24 protein-coding genes are annotated in these 22,652 nt (G+C 73.0%); 8 read left to right on the top strand and 16 right to left on the bottom strand.

Going from position 1 to position 22,652, the window contains the following annotated elements; genetic code table 11:
* Positions 1-189: 189 nt before the first annotated feature.
* Positions 190-909 (bottom strand): hypothetical protein, encoded by a 720-nt coding sequence (locus AB0C04_RS02605; RefSeq protein WP_357047203.1) that lies wholly within the window; start codon positions 907-909, stop codon positions 190-192.
* A gap of 7 nt (positions 910-916) precedes the next feature.
* On the opposite strand from AB0C04_RS02605, the gene AB0C04_RS02600 reads away from it, so the two are divergent.
* The 3 genes from AB0C04_RS02600 (at position 917) to AB0C04_RS02590 (ending at position 4,110) form a co-directional block, all read left to right on the top strand.
* Positions 917-1,279, top strand: coding sequence for a hypothetical protein (locus AB0C04_RS02600; protein WP_357047201.1), 363 nt, complete (start codon positions 917-919; stop codon positions 1,277-1,279).
* Positions 1,280-1,506: 227 nt separating this feature from the next.
* A complete protein-coding gene (locus tag AB0C04_RS02595; RefSeq protein ID WP_357047199.1) occupies positions 1,507-3,351 on the top strand; it encodes a DEAD/DEAH box helicase in 1,845 nt (614 codons plus the stop codon).
* A 129-nt stretch (positions 3,352-3,480) separates the two neighbouring features.
* Positions 3,481-4,110 carry a putative glycolipid-binding domain-containing protein gene (locus AB0C04_RS02590; protein WP_357047197.1) on the top strand — a complete coding sequence of 210 codons (630 nt, stop codon included), beginning with the start codon at positions 3,481-3,483 and terminating at the stop codon, positions 4,108-4,110.
* Positions 4,111-4,162: 52 nt separating this feature from the next.
* Here AB0C04_RS02590 and AB0C04_RS02585 read toward each other — a convergent pair whose 3' ends face one another.
* Genes AB0C04_RS02585 through AB0C04_RS02575 form a run of 3 tightly spaced genes read right to left on the bottom strand, consistent with a single transcriptional unit; the run spans position 4,163 to position 6,618 of the window.
* The gene (locus AB0C04_RS02585; protein WP_357047195.1) at positions 4,163-5,254 is read right to left on the bottom strand and encodes a PLP-dependent cysteine synthase family protein; all 1,092 of its coding nucleotides are present in this window, start codon (positions 5,252-5,254) and stop codon (positions 4,163-4,165) included.
* A 24-nt stretch (positions 5,255-5,278) separates the two neighbouring features.
* Positions 5,279-6,109: an SDR family NAD(P)-dependent oxidoreductase gene (locus AB0C04_RS02580; RefSeq protein WP_357047193.1), complete on the bottom strand. Its 831-nt coding sequence runs from the start codon at positions 6,107-6,109 to the stop codon at positions 5,279-5,281.
* A gap of 50 nt (positions 6,110-6,159) precedes the next feature.
* Complete coding sequence (locus AB0C04_RS02575) at positions 6,160-6,618, bottom strand: Lrp/AsnC family transcriptional regulator (protein WP_357047191.1); 459 nt, start codon at positions 6,616-6,618, stop codon at positions 6,160-6,162.
* Between the two features lie 268 nt (positions 6,619-6,886).
* On the opposite strand from AB0C04_RS02575, the gene AB0C04_RS02570 reads away from it, so the two are divergent.
* Positions 6,887-7,153, top strand: coding sequence for a BldC family transcriptional regulator (locus AB0C04_RS02570; RefSeq protein ID WP_357047189.1), 267 nt, complete (start codon positions 6,887-6,889; stop codon positions 7,151-7,153).
* Between the two features lie 73 nt (positions 7,154-7,226).
* Here AB0C04_RS02570 and AB0C04_RS02565 read toward each other — a convergent pair whose 3' ends face one another.
* Positions 7,227-7,856: a UbiX family flavin prenyltransferase gene (locus AB0C04_RS02565; RefSeq protein WP_357047187.1), complete on the bottom strand. Its 630-nt coding sequence runs from the start codon at positions 7,854-7,856 to the stop codon at positions 7,227-7,229.
* Between the two features lie 197 nt (positions 7,857-8,053).
* On the opposite strand from AB0C04_RS02565, the gene AB0C04_RS02560 reads away from it, so the two are divergent.
* A complete protein-coding gene (locus AB0C04_RS02560) occupies positions 8,054-9,034 on the top strand; it encodes a terpene synthase family protein (protein ID WP_357047185.1) in 981 nt (326 codons plus the stop codon).
* Between the two features lie 46 nt (positions 9,035-9,080).
* Here AB0C04_RS02560 and mqnP read toward each other — a convergent pair whose 3' ends face one another.
* The 3 genes from mqnP to AB0C04_RS02545 all read right to left on the bottom strand — a co-directional run bounded on the left by mqnP (position 9,081) and on the right by AB0C04_RS02545 (position 12,130).
* Complete coding sequence (gene mqnP, locus AB0C04_RS02555; protein WP_357047183.1) at positions 9,081-9,992, bottom strand: menaquinone biosynthesis prenyltransferase MqnP; 912 nt, start codon at positions 9,990-9,992, stop codon at positions 9,081-9,083.
* A complete protein-coding gene (locus tag AB0C04_RS02550) occupies positions 9,992-11,452 on the bottom strand; it encodes a menaquinone biosynthesis decarboxylase (protein ID WP_357047181.1) in 1,461 nt (486 codons plus the stop codon). Before AB0C04_RS02550 ends, mqnP begins: the two co-directional genes overlap by 1 nt.
* A gap of 69 nt (positions 11,453-11,521) precedes the next feature.
* Positions 11,522-12,130 carry a carboxymuconolactone decarboxylase family protein gene (locus tag AB0C04_RS02545; RefSeq protein ID WP_357047179.1) on the bottom strand — a complete coding sequence of 203 codons (609 nt, stop codon included), beginning with the start codon at positions 12,128-12,130 and terminating at the stop codon, positions 11,522-11,524.
* 69 nt (positions 12,131-12,199) lie between these two features.
* On the opposite strand from AB0C04_RS02545, the gene AB0C04_RS02540 reads away from it, so the two are divergent.
* Both AB0C04_RS02540 and AB0C04_RS02535 read left to right on the top strand, forming a co-directional pair.
* On the top strand, positions 12,200-12,676 hold the full coding sequence (locus tag AB0C04_RS02540) for a MarR family winged helix-turn-helix transcriptional regulator (RefSeq protein ID WP_357047177.1): 477 nt from the start codon (positions 12,200-12,202) through the stop codon (positions 12,674-12,676).
* Between the two features lie 278 nt (positions 12,677-12,954).
* On the top strand, positions 12,955-13,152 hold the full coding sequence (locus AB0C04_RS02535) for a hypothetical protein (RefSeq protein ID WP_357047175.1): 198 nt from the start codon (positions 12,955-12,957) through the stop codon (positions 13,150-13,152).
* 15 nt (positions 13,153-13,167) lie between these two features.
* On the opposite strand, the gene ccsB is transcribed toward AB0C04_RS02535, so the two are convergent.
* The 6 genes from ccsB to hemL are packed head-to-tail and all read right to left on the bottom strand — an operon-like array spanning position 13,168 to position 19,198.
* Positions 13,168-14,148, bottom strand: coding sequence for a c-type cytochrome biogenesis protein CcsB (gene ccsB / locus AB0C04_RS02530; RefSeq protein ID WP_357047173.1), 981 nt, complete (start codon positions 14,146-14,148; stop codon positions 13,168-13,170).
* The gene (locus AB0C04_RS02525; RefSeq protein ID WP_357047171.1) at positions 14,148-15,812 is read right to left on the bottom strand and encodes a cytochrome c biogenesis protein ResB; all 1,665 of its coding nucleotides are present in this window, start codon (positions 15,810-15,812) and stop codon (positions 14,148-14,150) included. The genes ccsB and AB0C04_RS02525 overlap by 1 nt, the downstream gene beginning before the upstream one ends.
* Positions 15,812-16,636, bottom strand: a complete 825-nt coding sequence (locus AB0C04_RS02520) for a cytochrome c biogenesis protein CcdA (RefSeq protein ID WP_357047169.1) — start codon at positions 16,634-16,636, stop codon at positions 15,812-15,814. The genes AB0C04_RS02525 and AB0C04_RS02520 overlap by 1 nt, the downstream gene beginning before the upstream one ends.
* Positions 16,636-17,208, bottom strand: coding sequence for a TlpA disulfide reductase family protein (locus tag AB0C04_RS02515; protein WP_357047167.1), 573 nt, complete (start codon positions 17,206-17,208; stop codon positions 16,636-16,638). Before AB0C04_RS02515 ends, AB0C04_RS02520 begins: the two co-directional genes overlap by 1 nt.
* Entirely contained in the window at positions 17,208-17,855 is a 648-nt protein-coding gene (locus AB0C04_RS02510) for a histidine phosphatase family protein (protein WP_350868167.1), read from the bottom strand. Before AB0C04_RS02510 ends, AB0C04_RS02515 begins: the two co-directional genes overlap by 1 nt.
* 5 nt (positions 17,856-17,860) lie before the next feature.
* A complete protein-coding gene (gene hemL / locus AB0C04_RS02505) occupies positions 17,861-19,198 on the bottom strand; it encodes a glutamate-1-semialdehyde 2,1-aminomutase (protein WP_357047164.1) in 1,338 nt (445 codons plus the stop codon).
* Between the two features lie 141 nt (positions 19,199-19,339).
* On the opposite strand from hemL, the gene AB0C04_RS02500 reads away from it, so the two are divergent.
* Complete coding sequence (locus tag AB0C04_RS02500) at positions 19,340-19,675, top strand: STAS domain-containing protein (protein ID WP_350868170.1); 336 nt, start codon at positions 19,340-19,342, stop codon at positions 19,673-19,675.
* A 15-nt stretch (positions 19,676-19,690) separates the two neighbouring features.
* Here the strand turns inward: AB0C04_RS02500 and AB0C04_RS02495 are convergent, their stop codons facing one another.
* Entirely contained in the window at positions 19,691-20,245 is a 555-nt protein-coding gene (locus AB0C04_RS02495) for a response regulator (protein ID WP_357047161.1), read from the bottom strand.
* The coding region (locus AB0C04_RS02490; RefSeq protein WP_357047159.1) for an ATP-binding protein at positions 20,242-22,652 on the bottom strand (2,411 nt) is incomplete at its 5' end. The genes AB0C04_RS02490 and AB0C04_RS02495, both read right to left, overlap by 4 nt.

Genomic DNA, 22,652 nt, shown 5'->3' with positions numbered 1-22,652 from the left:
TCCGGGTACCGACCGGGTCGCGTCCGGAACGGCGGGTACGCCGGCCGGCCGGGCCAGCGTCGCGGCGCCCAGCGGGAGCCGGGCCACCGCCGACGCGGGAGCCGCCCGGGCCAGCGTCGCGGTCCCCGGTTCGAGCCGGGCCACCGCCGACGAGGCGGGCGCGGGGGCGCGGGCCGGGACGCCCGGGGTCTACCGGTCCGGCCCGGTGAACCCGGAACCACCCGAGCCCGCACAGCCGCCGGAGCCGGTGCAGCCGCCGAAGCCGCCCACCCCGGAACCGGAGCCGGCCCCCGCGCCCACCCCGCCGGTGCCCGGGCCGACTCCACCCTCCCCGGCCCCGCCGCTGCCCGGGCCGACTCCGCCGGGGCCGCGCCCGACGCCGCCTCCGGGTCCGCGCCCCACGCCGCCTCCCGGCCCGGTGCCGCCCATGCCGGGCCCGCCGGCGCCGCCGCCCGGGCCACCGGTGCCACCGCCACCGTCGCCGCCCGGCCCGATGCCGGCGCCGCCCTTCCCTCCGCCCCCGGCGACGTCCGCGTTCCCGATGTCCGCCCCGGCTGCTCGCGCCGCTGCGCCGATCTCGGCACCACCAGGCGGACGGGCCGGCACGTCCGTCTCCGCGCCGCCCGCCGGCTGGGCCAGCGCGCCCGCGTCCGCGCCGCCCGGGGGTTCGGCCAGCGCACCCACTTCCGGGCCGCCCGCCGGCCAGGCCACCGCACCCATCTCCACGCCGCCCGGCGGCCGGGCCGGCGCACCCGTCTCGGCGCCGCCGATCGTGCCCGAGCCGGCGCTGCCGGGCTGGCCGCCGGCAGCCAGCCCGGCCGAACTGGGCGCCGCCGGGAACTCTCCGACGACGGGAGCGCGCGGCGGTTCCTGGCCGGGCGGGGCCCAACCGCCCGACGCGCCGTCCACGTCCGCGATGGGTGGCGTCCCGGCCGCCCGCACCCCGGCCGGCGGCAGCACCCAGGTGAGCGGGTCGGGCAACCCCCGCCCGGGCCGGTACGACGGCGGCCCGGACCTCGGCACGGTCTACAGCGCCGGCACCGACGGTCCTGGCTTCACCACGATCGCGCTGCCGAGCCCGGCGGAGACCTCCGGTTCGTTGACCGGGCACATCCTGGCGCAGGGCTGGTCGGACACGCCGGCCGAACGGTCGAGTACCACCCGGGTGGTGGTCGTGCTGGCCGCCGCCCTCGGGCTGCTGGTGGTGATCAGCGTGCTCATCGTGCTGCTGGCCGGTGACGCGGTGGACGGGCTGATCGGCAGCGTGCTGAGCGGCTGACCGGGCCCGCCGCGCCGTGCCGGGTGGCGCTCACCGACCCCTCCGGGCGGGTGAGCCCGCCCACTACGGTTACGGCCAGGTGGCGGCTGGCGACGGTCGCCGTACACTTGTGTAGATCACTGACCTGGCGCGCGTCCTGTGCGCCCATGGGCGGTCTTGCGGGCGATCCGGCGGCGTTCAGCTGCGGCAGGCCATCGCGAAGATGCGCCCCGCTTGAAAGGCACTTCTTGACCACCTTTGCTGACCCCAGCACGTTTCCGTCCGCCTTCGACGCCGCCGCGGCCCAGGAGCAGACCAGCCCGGCCGACGAGCAGACCAACCCGACCTCGGAGCAGACCGCTCCGGTCGCGGAGCAGGCCGTGAGCGACACCCGCGACTTCGCCGCGCTCGGCCTGCCCCAGCAGCTGGTCCGCGCTCTCGCACGGGAGGGCATCACCAGCCCGTTCGAGATCCAGCGGGCGACCGTCCCGGATGCGCTCGCCGGCCGGGATGTGCTCGGCCGGGGCCAGACCGGCTCCGGCAAGACCCTCGCCTTCGGGCTGCCGCTGCTCGCCCGGGTCGCCGCCGGCGAACGGGCCCGGCCGCTGCACCCGCGCGCGCTGGTGCTGGTCCCGACCCGGGAACTGGCCATGCAGGTCAACGACGCCCTGTTGCCGCTCGGCAAGTCGGTGGGCGTCTTCCTCAAGACGGCCGTCGGCGGGGTTCCGTACGACCGGCAGATCGACGCGCTGCGCCGCGGCGTGGAGATCATCGTGGCCACCCCCGGGCGGCTCGGCGACCTGATCGCCCGCGGCGTCTGCCGCTTGGACGACGTCGAGGTGACCGTGCTCGACGAGGCCGACCAGATGGCCGACATGGGCTTCCTGCCGGAGGTCACCGAGTTGCTGGCGAAGACCCCGGCCGGCACGCAGCGGCTGCTCTTCTCGGCCACCCTGGACGGTGACGTCGACGCGCTGGTCAAGCGGTTCATGACCGACCCGGTCACGCACTCCACCGCGCCGGCGACCGCTGCCGTCTCCACGATGGACCACCACCTGCTGCTGATCCCGCCGCACGACAAGTTCTCGGTGACGGCGTCCATCGCGGCGCGGGACGGCCGGACCATGGTGTTCGCCCGGACTCAGCTCGGCGTGGACCGGCTGGTCACCCAGCTCGCCGCGGTCGGCGTGCGGGCCGGCGGGCTGCACGGCGGCAAGACCCAGCGGATGCGTACCCGCACCCTGGCCGAGTTCCGCGAGGGTCGGATGAACGTGCTGGTCGCCACCGACGTGGCCGCCCGCGGCATCCACGTGGACGGGGTCACCCTGGTCCTGCACGTCGACCCGCCGAAGGACCCGAAGGACTACCTGCACCGGGCCGGCCGGACCGCCCGCGCCGGCGAATCCGGAGCGGTGGCCACCCTGGTGCTGCCGAAGCAGCGCCGGACCACGCTGGCCATGCTGGAGAAGGCGGGCGTCGCACCCGCAGAGGCTCGGGTTCGGGCCGGCGACCCGGTGCTCACCGAGTTGACCGGAGCCCGGGAGCCGAGCGGCGTCGCGGTTCGCGAGGAGCCGGAGGAGCCCCGCCGGCACGGCGACCGCCCCGGCGGCCCGCGTCGCTACGGCGACCGGAGCGGCCACGGCGAGCGGCGTTTCGGCGACCGGAGCTTCTCCGACCGCCGGTTCGGCGACCGCCCGCAGAGCGAGCGCCGCTTCGGCGACCGCCCCCAGGGCGAACGCCGGTTCGGCGACCGCCCCCAGGGCGAACGGCGTTACAGCGACCGCCCGCAGGGTGAGCGGCAGTACGGCGACCGTCCCCAGGGCGAACGGCGCTACGGCGACCGCCCGCAAGGTGAGCGGCAGTACGGCGACCGCCCGCAGGGCGAACGGCGCTACGGCGACCGGCCGCAGGGCGAGCGCCGCTACGACGACCGGCCGCAGGGCGAGCGACGGTTCGCCGACCGTGACGGGCGTGCCGGCAGCGACCGGGGCGACCGGCGCGGCGGCTTCCGGTCCGAGGGGCGCGGTCGCGACGACCGCCCGCGCGACGACCAGCGCGGCTTCGCCGCCCGCGGCCCGGCCCGCACACACTAGGTACGTCAACGGGAGATCTTGGTAGGTTTCGGCCCTCCCCGGCCGTCTCCTACCAAGATCTTCCGTGTTTCCAGCCGAACCGTCTCCGCATCGCTGCCGGTGACGGTCCGGTCGCGTAAGGTCCGGCTCATGCCGACCATGCCGAAGTCGCTCTTCTGGACCCGGACCGACACCGCCGGCAGCGAGCACGCCCTCTTCGACGACGGCCGGGGGCTGGCGGCCCGGGGCACCATGATCGCTGTCGATCCGATCCCGTGGACCGCGCGCTACCAGCTGAGCACCGCACCCGACTGGACGACCACCCGCTTCGAGGTCGAGGTGGAGGGGACCGGCTGGCTGCGCAGCGTACGTCTGGAACGGGCGGCCGACCGGTGGCGGGTGACCACCGCCGAGCAGGGTGACCTGGACGCGGCGCTGACCGCCGCGGGGCATGCTCCGGTCGGGCTGCCCGGCACCGACGATCCGGACCGGCTGGCCGACGCGCTCGACGTCGACCTCGGCGGCTCTCCGCTGTTGAACGCGTTGCCGGTGCACCGGCTAGGGCTGACCAACGCCGCGGCCGACACCGGGCACCGGATCAGCGTCGCCTGGGTGCTGGTGCCGAGTCTCGTGGTGATCCCAGCCGAGCAGGTCTACACGTCGTTGGGCCCGGGCCGGGTCCGGTTCGTCAGCGACACCTACACCGCCGACATCGACCTGGACGTGGCGGGTTACGTGCTGCGCTACCCGGGGCTGGCCGAGCGGATCGACCCGCGCTGACCCCGGTGGTCCCGGTCGCCCCAGCTCGCGGCCGGCCAGGGCGTGGACGGGCTCAGGCCGGCCAGACGCCGTCGGCCAGGAAGCGCTCGACGGTGGCCAGGTGCGGGGCCAGGTCGAGACCCTGGCCGGCCACCCAGTCGTCCGAGTAGTAGGTGTCGGCGTACCGTTCGCCGGCGTCGCAGATCAGGGTGACCAGGGAGCCGCTCCGTCCCTCGGCGAGCATCCCGGCGATCAGCCCGAACGCCCCCCACAGGTTGGTGCCGGTCGAGCCGCCCACCCGCCGCCCGAGCACGGCCGAGCCGGTGCGCATGGCGGCGAGCGAGGCGGCGTCCGGCACCTGCGCCATCCGGTCCACCACCGGGGGTACGAAGGACGGCTCCACGCTCGGCCGGCCGATCCCCTCGATCCTGGACCCCTTCTCGATGCGCAGCGTCCAGTCGGCGGCCAGCCAGGCGGGATAGAAGGCCGAGTACTCCGTGTCGACCACGCAGAGCTTGGTGTGCAGCCGGCGGTAGCGGATGTACCGGCCGATGGTGGCGCTGGTGCCGCCGGTGCCGGCGCCCACCACGATCCAGTCGGGTACCGGGTGCCGCTCCAGGGCGAGCTGCGCGTAGATCGACTCGGCGATGTTGTTGTTGCCCCGCCAGTCGGTGGCCCGTTCGGCGTAGGTGAACTGGTCCATGAAGTGCCCGCCGGTCTCCTCGGCCAGCCCGCGGGCCTCGGCCACCACCCGGGCCGGGTCGTCGACCAGGTGACAGCGACCGCCCTGGAACTCGATCTGGGCGATCTTCTCCGGCGAGGTGGCGGCGGGCATCACCGCGATGAACGACAGCCCCAGCATCCGGGCGAAGTACGCCTCGGAGACCGCCGTCGAGCCGGAGGACGCCTCCACGATGGTGGTCCGCGGCCCGATCCAGCCGTTGCAGAGCCCGTAGAGGAAGAGCGAGCGGGCCAGGCGGTGCTTCAGCGACCCGGTCGGGTGCACCGACTCGTCCTTGAGGTAGAGGTCGATCCCCCAGTCCCGGGGCAGCGGGAAGGGCAGCAGGTGGGTGTCGGCCGAGCGGTTGGCGTCCGCCTCGACCGCGGCGATCGCCTCGGTCACCCACCTCCGGCTGACCTCGTCGCATCGATCCAGGTGAGTCACGCCGGAAACGTAGCAGGGACGCGGCTAGTCGGGGTCCACGCCGGCCCGACGGCGTTGCCGCCGCTGCCCGGCCCGGCCGACGGCGCGGACCACCGGGGTCAGCCCGAGGGCGAGCCGGGGTACGGCGTCCAGCAGCCGGACCTGGGCGCCACGCCAGCGCGGCAGGGTCACCACCGGACGGGGTCGCCGGGCCAGCCGGACCACCCGGGCGGCGACCCGTTCGGGGCTGAGCATCGAGCCGGTGAAGGACGCCAGCGCTCCCGGGTCGTCCAGCCGGTCGTGCAGCATCGGGGTCCAGATCCCGTCCGGGCAGAGGCAGGAGACGTGCACCCCACGGTGGCCGGCCATCCTCAGGTCGGCGAGGGTGCCGAGGCTGAACGCGAGCAGGGCGTGTTTGCTGGCCGCGTAGACCGTCTCACCGGGCGCGGCGACCAGCCCGGCCAGCGAGACGACGTTGAGCACGTGGCCGCGTCCCTGGGCACGCATCACGGCCAGCGCGGCGAGCGTCCCGTTCATCGCGCCGAGCGCGTTGACGTCGAGCACCCGGCGCCGGGTCGACCCGTCCTGCTCCCACGCCGGCCCGGTGACCAGGATGCCGGCGTTGTTGACCCAGAGCCCCAGGCCGCCGCCGTGCGCCGCCGCCTCGGCGGCCACCTCGGCGCAGCCGGCCTCGTCGCGTACGTCCAGGGCGCGGGACCAGCCTCCGAGCGGTGCCGCCACGGCGGCCACCGCGCCCGGGTCGACGTCGGTGAGCAGCACCGGCCAGCCGTCGGCGTGCAGCGCGGCGGCGATGGAGCGGCCGAGGCCACCGGCGGCGCCGGTCACCACGGCCGCACCGCGGGCTGGCGAGGTCACCGGCGCAACCTATCGTCGCCGGCCGGCCGACGCCAGGGCCGCCCGGGCGGTCAGGCGGGGGGCGGGGTGACCGGCTGCGGGCGGTTCTCCCACTTGGTGGAGAGCGCGATGCTGGTCCGGGTGGAGGCCACGCCGGCGGTCCGGTTCAGCCGCACGATCAGCTGTTCCAGCTCCGCGATCGTGCCGACCCGCGCCTTGAGCAGGAACGACTCGACGCCGGCCATGAAGTAGCAGGACTCGATCTCGGGCATCGCCCGGAACGCCGCCAGCACGTCGTCGGTGTCCGCGCCGGAGTCCTCGACGATGCCGATCAGCGCGGTGACGCCGAGCCCGATCGCCTCCGGCGCCACGTCGGCCCGGTAGCCCCGGAGCACGCCGCTGGCCTCCAACTTGCCGACCCGCTCGTGCACCGCCGGTGCGGAGAGCCCGACCTGGCGGGCAAGTTCGGCGTAGGAGAGGCGGGCGTTGCCGCGTAGCAGCTCCACGAGGCTCAGGTCGATGGTGTCCACGGAAGGTAGACCCTAGCCGGTAGGGCGTAACGCCCTGACTCCGGCATCCGTTGCCCATACGGAAGGTAACGCCTCGCGCACGGACGGTATAAGGAGCACAGCGCCGGTATCATTGACTAACTCCCCACTCAGTGCGTTTTTCGCGTTTGGCGGACAGGCCAGTTCGCTGGTGCTGTAATTGCCATACGTCCCTCATGACGGCTCTGGGCTCGCACCGGCCGGGGGCAGTGTGTTCAGCCGGGGGCTTCGTCGACGCGAGGAGGGGGCTGTGGACACTGGAGATCGCCTGCTGACACCGGGTGAGGTCGCCGCGCTGTTTCGGGTTGACCCGAAGACTGTGACGAGATGGGCGGCGGCCGGTCGGATCGGCAGCATCCGGACTCCAGGCGGGCATCGCCGGTTTCGGGAATCCGAGGTGCGGGCCCTGCTTGAGGGGGAGGGCATGCTGGACGAGAGCGACGAGGTGGGTAGGCCGCGCAACACCGGTCCGGCCGCCTCGACCGGTCCCGGGCCAGCCAACGCCGGCATGTATTGAGCGTTACGGACACCACCACGCGGGCCGGGCGCGAGGTCCGGTCCGCGTCCCGGCATCCGGGTGACGGCCGGCGTCAGTCCCGACCCGCGCCGAGCTCTCCCGACCACCGGCGGAACAGCGTGTGCGGCACGCCCAACGCGTCCAGCGCCTTGCCGGCGACGAAGTCGACCAACTGCTGGGCCGACGCGGACGCGCCGGCGCCGTAGAAGCCGGGGCTGGCGGGCAGCACCACCGCGCCGGCATCGTGCAACGCGATCAGGTGCTCGAGGTGGCTGCGGGTCACCGGGGTTTCCCGGGGCACCACCACGACCGGCCGCCGCTCCTTGAGGTTGACCTCGGCAGCCCGTTGCAGCAGGTCCTTGGAGAGTCCGATCGCGATGCCGGCACAGGCCGCGGTGCTCGCCGGCACCACCGCCATCCCGCGCACCCGGTACGAACCGCTGCTCGGCCCGGCCGCCAGGTCGCCGGCCGGCCAGTGCCGCACGTCGGCGTCGCCCAGTTCCCGGCCCAGCCAAGCGGCGAGGTCGTCGGCCCAGTGCGCGTCCCGGAACGGACGGCCGGTCTCGTCCAGCAGGGTGAGCCGGGCCGCCCGGGAGACGATCAGGTCCACCGGCTCCCCGGCGTCGAGCAGCCCGCGTACGACGGCCGCCGCGTACGGCGTGCCGGACGCACCGGAGACGCCGACCACCCATGGTTCGCGCATGCCGTCCAGCCTGCCTGGTCACCGCCGCGGCCCGGCGGCCGGCCCCCGCTTCCGGGCCGCCCCGACCTCCGGCGGTTTGCGGCGGTTGCCCCGCGTGTGCCCCGCTGCCCGTCCGGGGGAGGTGGCGGCCTCGGCGACCTGGCATGCTGCCGGAAATCGTCCGCACGATGGCAGGGCTGCCGGGGAGGAGTCGGCTGATGACCGCCGCGCTCCTCCGGTCGCTCCGGTCCGAGTGCCCGATCGCCCCCCGGCTGTCGCCCTACGCCGACGGGGTGCAGGAGTGGCTGATCGAGTTCCTGCCCGACCTCGGCGTACCGCTGGACGACGCCGCCGCGCGGCGGATGGCCCGCGCCGGCTTCGCCCGGTACGCCGGACGCCTCTACCCGAATGCCACCGAGGCCGACCTGCGGGTGCTGACCGCGCTCTTCACCTGGTTCTTCCTGGTCGACGACGCCTGCGACGGGCCGGGTCGGCTGACGCCGGCGCAGATCCGCGCACTGCGCGACGGCGCGCTGACGGTGCTGCACAGCGGGCACCGCCACCAGCACGCCGGGCTGACCGGGCCGCTGCGGCGGCTGCTGGTCCGGGCGTGGCGGGAGCCCCACCGGCGGATGCCGGCCCGTTGGCGGCACCGGTTCGCCGACGCGGTCGGGCACCACCTGGACGGCACGGTGCGGGAGGCGGTCAACAAGACCCTCGGTCGCCGCCCCGCCGTCGCCGAGTACGTCGAGCTGCGCCGGGCCACCTCGGCGGCGTACGTGTCGTTCCCGCTGACGGAGTTCGTCACCGGGCGTCCGCTGCCGGACCCGGTCTACCACCACCCGCTGCTGCGCCGGTTCGCCGACACCGGCAATGACCTGCTCTCCTGGTACAACGACCTGGCATCGCTGGAGCGGGACCGGGCCACCGCGGGCGGGCACAACCTGGTGCTGGCGCTCGCCGGCGAGCGGGGCGTGCCGACCGACACGGCGGTGGAGCTGGTGGCCGAGCGGTGGCGGGCCTCGATGCGGCGCTTCGTCGAGCTGCGCGCGGCGGTGCCGTCGTTCGGTCCGGCGCTGGACGAGCCGGTCACCGACCTGCTCGACGGGGTGGCCAACGCGGTTCGGGGCACCATCGACTGGACGATGGAGAGCGCCCGCTATCCGGACGCCCACCTCGAACCCGCCGCCACCGGCTGACCCGGCGACCACCGGGCCGGACCGGCCGCCGGTGGCCCGCCCGGAGTCACGCCCGCAGGCCGAGCCGGATCACCAGGTCGAGCAGGGCGAAGGCGAACAGCGCAATGCCGACGAAGCCGTTGGCGGTGAAGAACGCGCGGTTGACCTTGCTGAGGTCGGTCGGGGTGACCACCAGGTGCTGGTAACCGAAGGCGACCGCGGTCAGCGCCAACCCGATCCACCAGAGCCAGCCGAAGCCGACCAGCGCGCCGAACCAGACGAAGAGCGCGAAGGTGACCACGTGCGCGACGGTGGAGGCGTGCAGCGCGAAGCGCCGACCGTACCGGGCCGGGACGCTGTGCACGCCGATCTTCCGGTCGATCTCGTCGTCCTGGCAGGCGTAGATCAGGTCGAAGCCGCCGATCCAGAGGCCGACCGCCGCGCCCAGCAGCCAGGCCGGCCCGGAGCCGCTGAGGGTGCCGGTGACCGCCAGCCAGGCGCCGACCGGCCCGACCGCCTGGGCGATCGCCAGGATGGCGTGCGGCCAGTTGGTGAACCGCTTGCCGTACGGGTAGACCACCAGCGGCACCACGGCGAGCGGGGCGAGCGCCAGGCAGAGCGGGTTGAGCAGCGCGGCAGCGATCAGGAAGACGACCAGCGCGACGACCGCGCCGGTCCAGGCCGTCCGCACGCTGACCGCCCCGGTGACCAGTTCCCGCCCGGCGGTACGCGGGTTCCGGGCGTCGATCCGCCGGTCGAGGATCCGGTTGGCGGCCATCGCGAACGTCCGCGCCCCGACCATCGCCACGGTGATCAGCAGCAGGTCGAGCCAGCGGACGTGCCCGCCGTCGACCTGCATCGCGGTCAGCGCCGACAGGTACGCGAAGGGCAGCGCGAAGACCGAGTGCTCGATGGTGACCAGTTTGAGGAAGGACTTGACCCGGCCCGGTCGTTCCACGGGCTCCAGCACGGCCGTCATCAGATCCCGTACTCCTTCCAACGCTTGTCGACCAGCGAGGCCACCTCGGGCGACATCCGCATCTCCTCCGGCCAGCCCCGGGTGTAGCCCTCGGCCGGCAGCTTGCGGGTCGCGTCGACGCCCGCCTTGCCGCCCCAGAACTGCTGGTACGACGAGTGGTCGAGGTGATCCACCGGGCCCTCGGTGAGCAGCAGGTCGCGCGCGTAGTCGACGTTGCCGAAGGCGCGGAAGGCGACCTCGTTGTAGTCGTGCACGTCGCAGTCCTCGTCGACGATCACGATCAGCTTGGTCAGCGACATCAGGTGGGCGCCCCAGATCGCGTTCATCACCTTCTGCGCGTGCTTCGGGTAGCGCTTGCGGATCGACACGATCGCGCAGTTGTGGAAGACGCCGGCGGCCGGCAGGTCGTAGTCGACGATGTCCGGGATCAGCAGCTTGAGCAGCGGCTGGAAGATCCGCTCGGTGGCCTTGCCGAGGCCGTGGTCCTCCTGCGGCGGCTGTGAGGTGACGATCGAGTGGTAGACCGGGTCGCGCTGCATGGTCATCGTCTCGACGTGCAGCACCGGAAACGGCTCGACCGGGGTGTAGTAGCCGGTGTGGTCGCCGAACGGGCCCTCGGGCAGCCGCTCACCGGGCTCCAGGTAGCCCTCCAGCACGACCTGCGCGTGCGCGGGCACCTGGAGCGGCACGGTGAGGCAGTCGACCATCTCCACCCGCTCGCCGCGCAGGAAGCCGGCGAACAGGTACTCGTCGATGTCGCCGGGCAGCGGCGCGGATGCTGCGTACGACACCACCGGGTCGCAGCCGATGGCGATGGCGACCGGGAGTCGCTGGCCGAGGCGCTCTGCCACCGCGTGGTGGGCGGTGGAGTCCTTGTGGATCTGCCAGTGCATGCCGAGCGTGTTCTGCGAGTGCTGCTGGAGCCGGTAGAGACCGAGGTTGCGCTTGCCGGTTTCCGGGTGCTTGGTGTGGGTCAGCCCGTAGTTGTGGAAGATGCCGCCGTCACCGGGCCACACCTGCAGGCCGGGCAGCCGGTTCAGGTCGACGTCGTCGCCGGAGTAGACCACCTGCTGGCAGGGGGCGGTCTTGACCTTGCGCGGCGGCACCGACTTGAGCTGCATGACCTTGCCGAGGCCCTCGCGGATGCCGGACCAGCCGACCGGCAGCTCCGGCTTGACCAGGGCGCCGATCCGCGCGCCGATCTCGTCGAGCGACTCGACGCCGAGCGCCATCGCCATCCGCTTCTCGGTGCCGAAGAGGTTGATCGCGACGGGCATTTCGCCCCGGGTGGGCCGCTCGAAGAGCAGCGCCGGGCCGCCCGCGCGGACCGTCCGGGTGACCACCTCGCTGATCTCCAGGGTCGGGTCGACCGGGACGCTCACCCGCCGCAACTCGCCCGCGCGCTCCAGCGCCGCGAGGAAGTCCTTGAGGTCGGTGTACGGGAAGCCACGAGCCGCCATGCCCGCCAGTCTCCCGCACCGGCCACGTCGGTGAACAAGCCGGGTGGGCGCAGGTGAGGTCGAGCGCGGTCACCGGCCCTGGGCGGGGAGGTGTGTCGGCCCCGACCCGGCAGCGCCGGTCCCGTCGGGCTGCCAGGAGTACCGGGCCAGCGGCGGGTCGAGGGGCGCGCCGGTGAGCCGGTTGGCGAAGGTGGAGATGGTGTACGTGCCGACGCCGAGCACCACGTCCAGCGCGTGCCGGGGCTGGTAGCCGGCGGCCAGGAAGGCGTCCAGCTCCGGGTCGGGTACCGCGCCGGAATGCGCCAGCACCGCACCGGTGAACCGGCGTAGCGCCTCCAGCTTCGGCTCGGGCAGGGCGCCGCCGGCCCGCAGCGCGGCGGTCAGCTCGGCGCTGGCCGCCAACTTGGCCAGCGTCGCGGTGTGCAGCGCCACGCAGACGTGGCACTCGTTGCCGGTGGCGACGGTGAAGACCACCACCTCGCGTTCGAGCGGGGTCAGGTCGGTCTGCTCGAAGATCCGGTTGGCGGTGAGGAATCCGTTGAGCAGCTCGGGCGAGTCGGCCATCAGCGCGACCGCCGCCGGCAGCCAGCCGAAGCCGCGGCGTACGCCCTCGATGACCGGCCGAGCGGCATCGGGCGCGGTGTCGACGGTGTGGACGGGGAAGACGGTTCGGTGCACGGGTACCTGCTCTCGGGTGGCGTACGATCGTCAACGTGGTTGACCAAATAGTAAACGTGGTTGTCGAACGTGGCAACGGCTGACCCCGAACGGCCCGGCTTCCTGCTGCCCCTGCTGCTGCTGGCCGGTTTCCGCACCCTCATCGACGACCTGCACGCCGAGCTGGCCCGGCAGGGACACACGGAGCTCCGGCCGCTGCACGGCTTCGTGCTCCAGGCCGTCGGCGTCGAGGGCACCACCGCCACCGAGCTGGGACAGCGGCTGGGCATCTCCAAGCAGGCGGCCGGCAAGACGGTGGACCGGCTGGTCGCCCTCGGCTACCTGGAACGGGTCGACGACCCCCGGGACGCCCGGCGCAAGCTGGTCCGGACGACCGCGCGGGGCCGGGACGGGCTGCACCGCTCCGCGGTCGTCTTCGACCAGCTCCGGCAGCGGTGGGCCGACACCCTCGGCCCGGAGCGGGTCGCCGCGATGGAGGACGACCTGCGCGCGGTCACCCCCGCGAACTGGTTCCGCCTCGACGTCCCCGGCTGGTTCGGCGGCTGACCGACCACGAGCCGCGCGCAGGGTCGCGGGCCGGCAGGGCCACGGGCCGAGTTGATCGACAGGATGTCGCCGATACGGTGGGTGTTGCGGGGCGCTGGACACCGCGATATCGGCGACCTGGAGTCGACCAAGCCGAGCGCGCCGACCGGTCGGTCAGGCCGAGGGTGCCGGCGAGCCGATCAGGCCGAGGGCGCTGGCGAATCGATCAGGCCGGGAGTGCCGGCGAGAAATCTCACCGGAGCTGGCGGGCCGGCCCGGTCGGGGCGGAGCCTGGCGACATGTCGGACGCCTACGTGGTCGGTGACCCGGACGGCCTGTCGCCGCTGCTGGTCGAGCTGCGCGACGCCGTCGCCCGCGAGCTGCACGCCCAGCTCGCGCTGCGCGCCGAACGGATCGAACTCGCCGACGTGCCCGAGGTCGCCTACCAGGTCACCCTGCGGGTCGACGAGACACTCCGCCGCCGCCAGCGGGGCTAGCGGCCGCCGGTCGGCTCACAGCCCGCCGTAGGAGTGCAGGCCGGTGAAGAAGATGTTCACGCCGAACAGGTTCATCAGCATGGTGAGGAAGCCGAGCACCGCGATCCAGGTGGCCACGTTCCGCTTGACGCTCGGGGTGGCCCGGGAGTGCAGGTAGCCGGCGTAGACCACCCAGGAGATGAAGGCCCAGGTCTCCTTCGGGTCCCAGCCCCAGGGCCGGCCCCAGGCCGCCTCGGCCCAGATCGCGCCGGCGATCACCGCGAAGGTGAAGATCGGGAACGAGAAGGCGTGCAGCGTGAAGGTCAGCCGCTCCAGGGCGGCGGCCGCCGGGAGCCGCTTGGCCAGGGTGTACGGGAAGCTCCGCTTGCCCTGCTCGTAGCCGTTACGCATCAGGAACGCCACCGCCGGCACCACGCCGAGCAGGAAGATGCCGGAGGAGAAGACGATGGTGGAGACGTGGATGACGAACCAGTACGAGTTGAGCGCCGGCACCAGCGGCACGATCGGCACGTAGAGCACCAGCTCGGCGATGGCCAGCAGCAGCACCATGACCAGGGTGAGGAAGAGCCCGAGCCGGCGCAGCGACGGCCGCTTGGCGAGCACCGCCAGCCAGGCGGCGGCGCCGATGAACGAGACCGTGAGCACGAACTCGTACATGTTGCCCCACGGCATCCGGTCGGCGGCGATGCCGCGGGTGACCAGCGCCGCGAGGTGCAGCAGGACGGCGACCGCGGTGGCCCCGACGGCGATCAGGCCGGCCAGCCGGGCGCGGCCGCCGCTACGGGCCGCGGTGCGCACCGGCGGCGCCGGGTCCACCGGGGGCGCGACCGTCCCGCCGGGCCCACCGGCGCCCGCGCCGACCAACTCCCGCGCGGGTGCGGCCTTGACGATCCGGGCCCGCGCGTTGCCGAGCGCGTACTCGACGGCGTGGCTGATCATCGCGACCAGGTACACCAGGATCGCGAACGTCACCAGCTGGTCGGAGAGTGCGGACATCAGTCGGTCCCTTCTCGCGTCCCGGCCCGGTCGCTGCCGTCGCGCTCCGTGCCGGCCCGCTCGTCCGATCGTTCGTCACCGCTGATCGCGGCGACGAGCTGCGCGAACTCGTCGGCGAACCCTGGATAGTCGGTGCGCGGCAACCCACCGGCCTCCACCAAACTACTACCGGCCGTCGTTGTTGCGCTGGCGGGGTCCGCGGATCCGGCGGGCGTCACCCGGAAGAAGACCCGGCGACGCCGGCCGAAGAGCGAACCCATCAGCCCGACGAGCAGCACTCCGCAGGCCACCAGCAGCAGCCCCGAGCCGGGATCGTGCCGCACCGAGAGGGTGATGTACCGCTTCGTACCGAGGAACTCGAGCCTGCTGCCGTCGTCGAGCTTCCAGGTCTCGCCCTGCTTGAGCAGCTTGTCGCCGACCTGCTTGACCCGGCCGGTCTGGACCTGCCGCTGGTCGAGCTGGTAGACCGAGCCGGGGATGCCGGCGTCCAGACCGAGGTTGCCCCGGTAGGCGACCAGGTTCAGCACCGGGTTGCGCTCGGTCGGATACTGCGACCGCACGTACGGCGCGGAGTCCGGCGCGGTGGGCAGGTAGAGGCCGGTGAAGGCCATCTGCAGGTTCGGGTCCCGCTTGCCGGTCTTCGGGTCGAGGTTGGCGTCCGGGAACGCCGCCAGCCCCTCGCTGGTCAGGCCCATGTCGCCGGTGGTGAGGAACGGCGTGGTGCTGGTCTGGCTGCGGCCGTAGCGGTCGGTGTAGCGGATGATCGGGGCGTACCCGTGCCCGAGCAGGTAGACGTTGGCGCCGTCCAGCCGCAGCGGCGAGTTCACCGAGAAGTCCGCGGTCCGGGTGGCCTGGCCCGGCTCCTCCACGCTCACCGTGGCGTTGAAGAACTCCGGCTGGCCGGTGTCGAGGAACCGGGCCTGGAACGCGTCCAGGGTCAGGCAGAACGCGGGCAGGTCACCGCTCTCCACCTGCGGGCCGAGCTGCGCCTCGGCGTACTGCTGGCGGGTGTTGCAGAAGGCGTTCTCCGCGCCGGCCACCAGCAGCCGGTTGCCGTGCCAGCCGTACCAGGAGCCGAGCGCGACGCCGACGAGCACGACGATCAGCGAGCTGTGGAAGAGCAGGTTGCCGCTCTCCTTGAGGTAACCCTTCTCGGCGGAGACCTCGTTGCCGCGGACCGTCACCCGCCAGCGACGCCGGCGCAGCACCTCGACGATCGCGGCCGTGCCCCCGGCCGGCGCGGCGAGCACCGTGTGCTGGGGCAGCCGGTCCAGTCGCTTCGGCGCGGCCGGCGGCTTCGCCCGCAGCGCCCGGACGTGATCGCGCAGCCGCGGCGTGATGCAGCCGATCAGCGAGGTGAAGAGCAGCAGGTAGATCGCGGAGAACCAGATCGAACTGAAGACCTCGAACGCGCCGATCTGGTCGAGCCGGGGCGCGAGGTCGGGGTGCTCGACGAAGTACTCGTTGACCTTCTCCGGGCTGATCCCGCGCTGCGGCAGCACCGAGCCGGGAATGGCCGCGATGGCGAGCAGGAAGAGCAGCACCAGCGCGGTACGCATGCTGGTCAGCTGCCGCCAGGAGTTGCGCAGCAGGGCCAGCGCCCGGTTCGGCCGGCGCCGGGGCGCCGAGGCGGGGGTGGCCGGTCGCTCGTCCACGGCGGTCATCAGATGCTCACCTCGCCCACCCCGAAGGTGGTCTGCAGCCAGATCACGACGTTCGTCCATCCCCCGGTGACCAGCGCGAGGCCGATCAGGATCAGCAGGGCGCCACCGACCCGGGTGACCCAGCGGCTGTTGCGGCGGATGGCGCGGAAGACCCCGAGCAGGCGCTGGAAGCCCAGCCCGAAGACGACGAACGGGATCCCCAGCCCCAGGCAGTACGCCACGGCGAGCACCACCGCCCGGTCGACCTGACCGCTGACGGTGGCCATGCCGGTCACGGCGGCCAGCGTGGGGCCGACGCACGGCACCCAGCTGAGCGCGAAGACCGCCCCGAAGACCGGCGCGCCGAGCAGCCCGGCGGCCGGCAGCCGGTGGATCCGGAACTCCCGCTCCATGCCGGGGACCAGGCCGACGAAGGCCAGCCCCAGCACGATGATGAGCGCGCCGATCACGATCTCCAGCGTCCGCTCGTAGGTGAAGAAGACCTTTCCCACGCTGGCGAAGAGGACCGCGGTGGCGGTGAAGACGACGGTGAAGCCGGCGATGAAGAGCAGTGTCCCGGCGAGCACCCGGCCCTTGACCGCGGCGACCGGCCGGGTGGCCAGCGCGACGCCGCCGCCCGGATCGTCCCCGGTCGGCGCGTCGCCGGCGCCCACGCGGCGCCCCTCCAGGTCGGCGCCGGCCAGCCCGGTGACGTACGACAGGTAGCCGGGCACCAACGGCAGCACGCACGGGGAGAGGAAGCTGACCAGGCCGGCGAGGGCGGCCGCGCCGATGGCGAGCAGCAGCGGCCCGGAGAGGGCGACCTGCCGGAACGTCTCGCCCATCAGCGGGAACCGGAGGCCGGCTGCTCGGCGGCGACCCGCTCGACGATGGGTTGCAGGCCCTCCTGCTTGACCGCGGCCCGGATCACCGCGGCGATCCGGCCGTCGCGGTCGAGCACGACGGTGGCCGGGATGGTGTTCGGCGGGATGTCCATGGCGAGGGCCAACCGGCTGGGCGGGTCGAAGAGGCTCGGGTAGCTCACCCGGCCCTCCTCGAACGCCAGGGCCTTGTCCTTGCTGTCCTGGACGTTGATGCCGAGGAAGCTCACCCCGGAGGCCTTGGTGGCCTGGTAGGTGGCCTCCAGGTCGTCGGCCTCGGCGCGGCACGGCGCGCACCAGGAGCCCCAGAAGTTGACCACGACGACCTGGCCACGGGCCTGGGAGACGTCGTAGCTGCCGCCGGTGAGCAGCTCACCGGAGATCTTCGGCGGCGCGGAGCGCTGGTCCGGCGCACACTCGATCACGCCGTCGGCGTTGGTGGCGCAGGTCTTCTCCTGGCTCTGCGAGGTGCAGCCGACCAGCGCCACCGCGGCGACGGTGGCGAGCAGACCCGCGGTCCACCTCCGGGCACGCATCAGGCCCCCTTGGCCGTCCGGGCCGTCGGCGACATCGCGATCAGGTGGGCGGCCGGCTCGGTGTAGCCGATACCGACCACCTTGGCGCCGTCGAAGTGGAACGAGGTGAGGCTGGCCAGGCCGCACTGCCGCCGGCGCGGGTCGTGCCAGAGCCGCTTGCGCTCGACGTACCGGCGCAGCGTCCAGATCGGCAGCTGGTGCGAGACCAGCACCGCCTCGCGCCCCTCGGCGGCGACCCGGGCTGCGTGCAGCGCGGCGAACATCCGCTCGGCGATCGCCCGGTAGGCCTCACCCCAGGACGGGGTCACCGGGTCGCGCAGCACCCACCAGTTGCGCGGGTCGCGGAAGGAGCCGTCACCCGGCGAGACCTGCTTGCCCTCGAACCAGTTCGCGCTCTCGATCAGCCGCTCGTCCACCCCGACCGGGAGGCCGAACTGCCCCGCGATCGGCTCGGCGGTCTGCTGGGCGCGTTCCAGCGGGCTGGCCACCACGTGCACCACCTCGCGCTCGGCGAGCCCCTGCGCGGCGGCCTTGGCCATCTGCACGCCCAGCTCGGAGAGGCGGAAACCGGGCAGCCGCCCGTAGAGAATCCTGCCCGGGTTGTGCACCTCGCCGTGCCGGAGCACGTGGACCACCGTCTTGCTCACCGCGCCTACCCCCCGTGACCCGCCGCTGCCGCTGCCCGCGCCGCCGACGGCAACGCCGCGGCGATCTGATCCAGGGCGGCGTCGTCCAGCGCCGCCGAGACGAACCACGACTCGAACGCGCTCGGCGGCAGGTAGACGCCGGCGGCGAGCATCGCGTGGAAGAACGCCTTGAACGCCGGGACCTGCTGGGTCCGGGCGCTGTCGTAGTCGACCACGTCGGCGTCGGTGAAGAAGATCGAGAACATGCTGCCCGCGTACGACAGCCGGTGCGGGACCCCGGCGGCGGCCAGCGCGTCGGCGGCGAGCTTGCCCACGACGGCGGCCGTCTGGTCGAGGCGCTGGTAGAGCGCCTCGTCGGCCAGCCGCAGGGTGGCCAGGCCGGCGGCGCAGGCGAGGGGGTTACCGGAGAGCGTGCCGGCCTGGTAGACCGGGCCGGCGGGGGCGAGCCGGGCCATGATCTCCGCGCGCCCGCCGAACGCCGCGGCGGGCAGGCCACCACCCATGACCTTGCCGTACGTCCACAGGTCGGCGTCGGACGCGTCGAGGCCGTGCCAACCGGCGCGGGAGACCCGGAACCCGGTCATCACCTCGTCGACGATGAGCAGGGCGCCGTGCGCGTGCGCGATCCGGGCCAGCTCCTGGTTGAACCCGTCGCGCGGGGCGACCACACCCATGTTGCCGGCCGCGGCCTCGGTGATCACCGCGGCGATGTGCGGCCCCTCGGCGGCGAAGGCCTCCTCGACCGCCCGGATGTCGTTGTAGGGCAGCACGATGGTCTCGCTCGCGGCAGCGCCGGTGACCCCGGGCGAGTCGGGCAGGCCGAGGGTGGCCACCCCGGAGCCGGCGGCGGCGAGCAGCGCGTCCACGTGCCCGTGGTAGCACCCGGCGAACTTGATGATCTCGGACCGGCCGGTGAAGCCCCGGGCCAGCCGGATCGCCGACATGGTGGCCTCGGTGCCGGAGTTGACCAGCCGGACCTGCTCGACCGGCGTGCGGTCGACGATCTCGGCGGCCAGCTCGACCTCGGCCGGCGTGGGGGTGCCGAAGCTGGTGCCCCGGGCGGCCGCGGCCTGCACGGCGGCGACGACCTCCGGATGCGCGTGACCGAGGATCAGCGGGCCCCACGAGCAGACCAGGTCGACGTAGCGCCGGTCGTCGGCGTCGTAGAGCCAGGGCCCCTCCCCCCGGACCATGAAGCGCGGAGTGCCGCCCACCGCCTGAAAGGCGCGCACGGGGGAGTTGACCCCGCCCGGCACGATGGCGCGGGCGCGGTCGAACAGGGCCTCGGAGGCCGGCGCGTCGGCCGGGTAGCGGCCAGATCCGGCGGAAAAGGTGTCGGTCACGATTAGGCCATTGTGTCAGCGCCGACGGATGCGGCGGCAGCCACCCCGGGCTGGGGTTACCCGGCTCACCCGGGCCGGGACGCCGGCGGGGCTGCATCGCCTCGACGGGCCACGCCGACCGGATCGGGTTAGGCTGACCGGGTGGATCGTGCCGAACTGTCCATCACGCTACACCGGACGGGCGACGAAGCTGTGCTGCGCCTTGCCGGTGAGATCGACATGCTCACGGCCGCCCAGCTCTCGACCGTCGTGAACGAGGTGCTCGCCGACCCGCCCCCGCGGATCGTGCTGGACCTCGGCGGGGTCACCTTCTGCGACTCGCAGGGGCTGGGCACCCTGGTCGTGCTCAGCCGCAAGGCGAGCCACGCGCAGAGCCTGCTGATGCTCACCCACGTGGGCGACTTCCTGCTCCGGGTGCTGGACATCACCGGCCTGCGTTCGGCCCTGATGATCCGCAACGACCAGACCACCGGCTGACCCGCGACGCGGGGATCAGCCCGGGTTGCCCCAGCGGGCCTGCTCGAGCAGGTCGGCGGCGCGCTCACCGGCGTCCGGCTCGTCAGCGCGGAGCAGCGTGGTGGCCTCGTCGACCGCGTCGGTCAGCACCCGCCACTGCGCGTCCCGCTCCCGGACCAGGTCCGACTGCGCGGCCAACTGCCGGGTCTTCACCCAGAGCTCCACGAAGACCGACACCTTGGCCCGGAGCACCCACGGGTCGAACGGCTTGGTGAGGTAGTCGACCGCGCCGACCGCGTAGCCGCGCAGGGCCAGTTGGGCGTCCCGGTCGGCGGCGGTGAGGAAGATGATCGGCACGTGCCGGGTCCGCTCCCGGCGCTTGATGTGGCTCGCCGTCTCGAAGCCGTCCATGTCCGGCATCTGGGCGTCCAGCAGGATCACCGCGAAGTCGTCCACCAGCAGCTGCTTGAGCGCGGCCTCGCCGCTCTCCACGGCCACCGACTGGACCGGCAGGCCCTGGAGGATCGCCTCCAGGGCCATCAGGTTCTCCCGACGGTCGTCCACGAGCAGCGCCTTGGCCATCTGGGTCACGAGTTCTCCTCAGTCCGGCTGCCACTGATCCAGGACGACATGAGCTCGATCAGCTCGTCCAGGTCCACCGGCTTGGTGATGTAGTCGCTGCCCCCGGCCGCGAGCGCCGACTCCCGGTCCCCCGGCATCGCCTTCGCGGTCAGGAAGACGATGGGCAGGTCCGCGAAGCGGTGGTTGCGGCGGATCTGGCGGGTGGTCTCGTACCCGTCCTGGTCCGGCATCATGGCGTCCATCAGGACGATGTCCACCTCCGGGTGCTCGGCGAGCAGGCGGACGCCGTCCGCCCCGTTGTCCGAGTACAACACGGTCATCCCGTGCAGTTCCAACGCGCTGGTGAGGGCGAAGACGTTCCGGACGTCGTCGTCCACGATCAACACGGTCGCCCCGTCCAGTTGCCGGCTGGTCGGCCCGGGGGCCGGCTGCGGCAGCTCCAGCGGCGGCATCAGCAGCGACGACGGCAGGCCGGCCCGGGTCGGCGACGGCGGCAGCGGAGCGACCACCGCGTCCGGCGCCAGCACCTCCGGAACGAAGAGGGTGAAGGTGGAGCCCTGCCCCGGCGCCGACGAGACGGTGATGGTGCCACCCAGCAGCCGGGCCAGGTCCCGGCTGATCGACAGGCCGAGGCCGGTGCCGCCGTAGCGGCGGCTGGTGGTCCCGTCCGCCTGCTGGAACGCCTCGAAGATGATCGACAGCTTGTCGTCCGAGATGCCGATGCCGGTGTCGATCACGGTGAACGCGATCACCCGCCGGGCGTTGGTCAACGCCGGCACGTCGAAGACCGCGTTCTCCGCCGCCGGCGCGATGCGCAGCGTCACCGCGCCGTTGTCGGTGAACTTCACCGCGTTGGAGAGCAGGTTGCGCAGGATCTGCTGGAGCCGCAGGGCGTCGGTGACCAGCGCCGACGGCAGGTCCTTGCTGACCCGCACCTGGAAGTCCAGGCCCTTCTCCTCGGCCTGCGGCGCGAACGCCTGCTCGACGTAGCCGCGGATCTCGACGAACCGCACCTCGGTCGGCTCGACGTCCATCCGGCCCGCCTCGATCTTCGACAGGTCCAGGATGTCGTCGATCAGCGAGAGCAGGTCGGAGCCGGCGCTGTGGATGGTCCGGGCGAACTCGATCTGCTTCGGGGAGAGGTTCTGCTCCGAGTTCTCGGCGAGCAGCCGGGCCAGCAGGAGCAGCGAGTTCAGCGGGGTCCGCAGCTCGTGGCTCATGTTGGCCAGGAACTCCGACTTGTACGCCGAGGCCCGGGTGAGCTGCTGCGCCTTCTCCTCCAGACCGATCCGGGCCAGCTCGATCTCCCGGTTCTTGGTCTCGATGTTGCCCTTCTGCTCCGACAGCAGGGTGGCCTTCTCCTCCAGCTCGGCGTTGGTCCGCTGGAGCTCCGCCGACTGCTCCTGCAGCTCGTGCGCCAGCCGCTGCGACTGGGCCAGCAGCTCCTCCGTACGCCGGTTGGCCTGGATGGTGTTGACCGCGATGCCGATGGTGACCACCAGCCGCTCCAGGAACGACAGGTGCAGCTCGGAGAAGGCGGCCACGCTGGCGAACTCGATCACGCCGAGCAGCTCGCCCTCGAAGAGCATGGGGAGCACGACCAGGTCGGTCGGGGGCGTGTCGGCCAGCCCGGAGCGCAGGGTCAGCGCGCGGTCCGGTGCGGCGCTCACCCGGATGGTGCGGCGGGAGAGCGCGGCCTGGCCGACCAGCCCCTCACCCGGCCCGAAGGTGACGTCGTGCCCGCGGGCCACGTACCCGTAGGAGGCGGTCAGCCGCAGCCGCATGCTCCCGTCGGAGGTGTCCGAGAGGAAGAACGCGCCGAGCTGCGCGTCGACCAGCGGGGTCACCTCCACCATGATCATGCGGCAGACCTCGCCGAGGTCGCGCTGGCCCTGCAACAGCCCGCCGATCCGGGCCAGGTTGGAGTCGAGCCAGCCCTGCTCGGCGTTCTTCTTGGTCGTCTCCCGGAGGGTGACGATCATCTGGTTGATGTTGTCCTTCAGCTCGGCGATCTCGCCCTGCGCCTTGACGTTGATCCGCTGGGTCAGGTCGCCCCGGGTGACCGAGGTGGAGACCTGGGCGATCGCCCGGAGCTGGGTGGTCAGCGTGGAGGCGAGCTGGTTCACGTTCTCGGTGAGGTCCCGCCAGGTGCCGGAGACCCCCTTGACCTGGGCCTGACCGCCCAGCTTGCCCTCGATGCCGACCTCGCGGCCGACCCGGGTCACCTCGTCGGCGAACGACGACAGTTGGTCGACCATCGTGTTGACGGTGTTCTTCAGCTCCAGGATCTCGCCCTGCGCGTCGACGGTGATCTTCTGGCCGAGGTCGCCCTTGGCGACCGCCGTGGTGACCGAGGCGATGTTGCGTACCTGGCTGGTCAGGTTCGACGCCATCGAGTTCACGTTGTCGGTCAGAT

It is taken from the genome of Micromonospora sp. NPDC048909, assembly GCF_040649635.1.
GTDB lineage: Bacteria > Actinomycetota > Actinomycetes > Mycobacteriales > Micromonosporaceae > Micromonospora.
The sequence above is the reverse complement of the archived record's forward strand: the minus strand, read 5'-3'. Positions and strand labels throughout refer to the sequence as shown.

Bases quoted from the DNA above. Each gene is read 5' to 3' on its own strand.
- AB0C04_RS02590 (WP_357047197.1), top strand. From the start codon at position 3,481: ATGCCGACCATGCCGAAGTCGCTCTTCTGGACCCGGACCGACACCGCC.
- AB0C04_RS02560 (WP_357047185.1), top strand. From the start codon at position 8,054: ATGACCGCCGCGCTCCTCCGGTCGCTCCGGTCCGAGTGCCCGATCGCC.
- ccsB (WP_357047173.1), bottom strand. From the start codon at position 14,148: ATGTCCGCACTCTCCGACCAGCTGGTGACGTTCGCGATCCTGGTGTAC.
- AB0C04_RS02515 (WP_357047167.1), bottom strand. From the start codon at position 17,208: ATGCGTGCCCGGAGGTGGACCGCGGGTCTGCTCGCCACCGTCGCCGCG.
- AB0C04_RS02565 (WP_357047187.1), bottom strand. From the start codon at position 7,856: ATGCGCGAACCATGGGTGGTCGGCGTCTCCGGTGCGTCCGGCACGCCG.
- mqnP (WP_357047183.1), bottom strand. From the start codon at position 9,992: ATGACGGCCGTGCTGGAGCCCGTGGAACGACCGGGCCGGGTCAAGTCC.
- AB0C04_RS02525 (WP_357047171.1), bottom strand. From the start codon at position 15,812: ATGACCGCCGTGGACGAGCGACCGGCCACCCCCGCCTCGGCGCCCCGG.
- AB0C04_RS02550 (WP_357047181.1), bottom strand. From the start codon at position 11,452: ATGGCGGCTCGTGGCTTCCCGTACACCGACCTCAAGGACTTCCTCGCG.
- AB0C04_RS02535 (WP_357047175.1), top strand. From the start codon at position 12,955: ATGTCGGACGCCTACGTGGTCGGTGACCCGGACGGCCTGTCGCCGCTG.
- AB0C04_RS02520 (WP_357047169.1), bottom strand. From the start codon at position 16,636: ATGGGCGAGACGTTCCGGCAGGTCGCCCTCTCCGGGCCGCTGCTGCTC.
- AB0C04_RS02600 (WP_357047201.1), top strand. From the start codon at position 917: ATGGGTGGCGTCCCGGCCGCCCGCACCCCGGCCGGCGGCAGCACCCAG.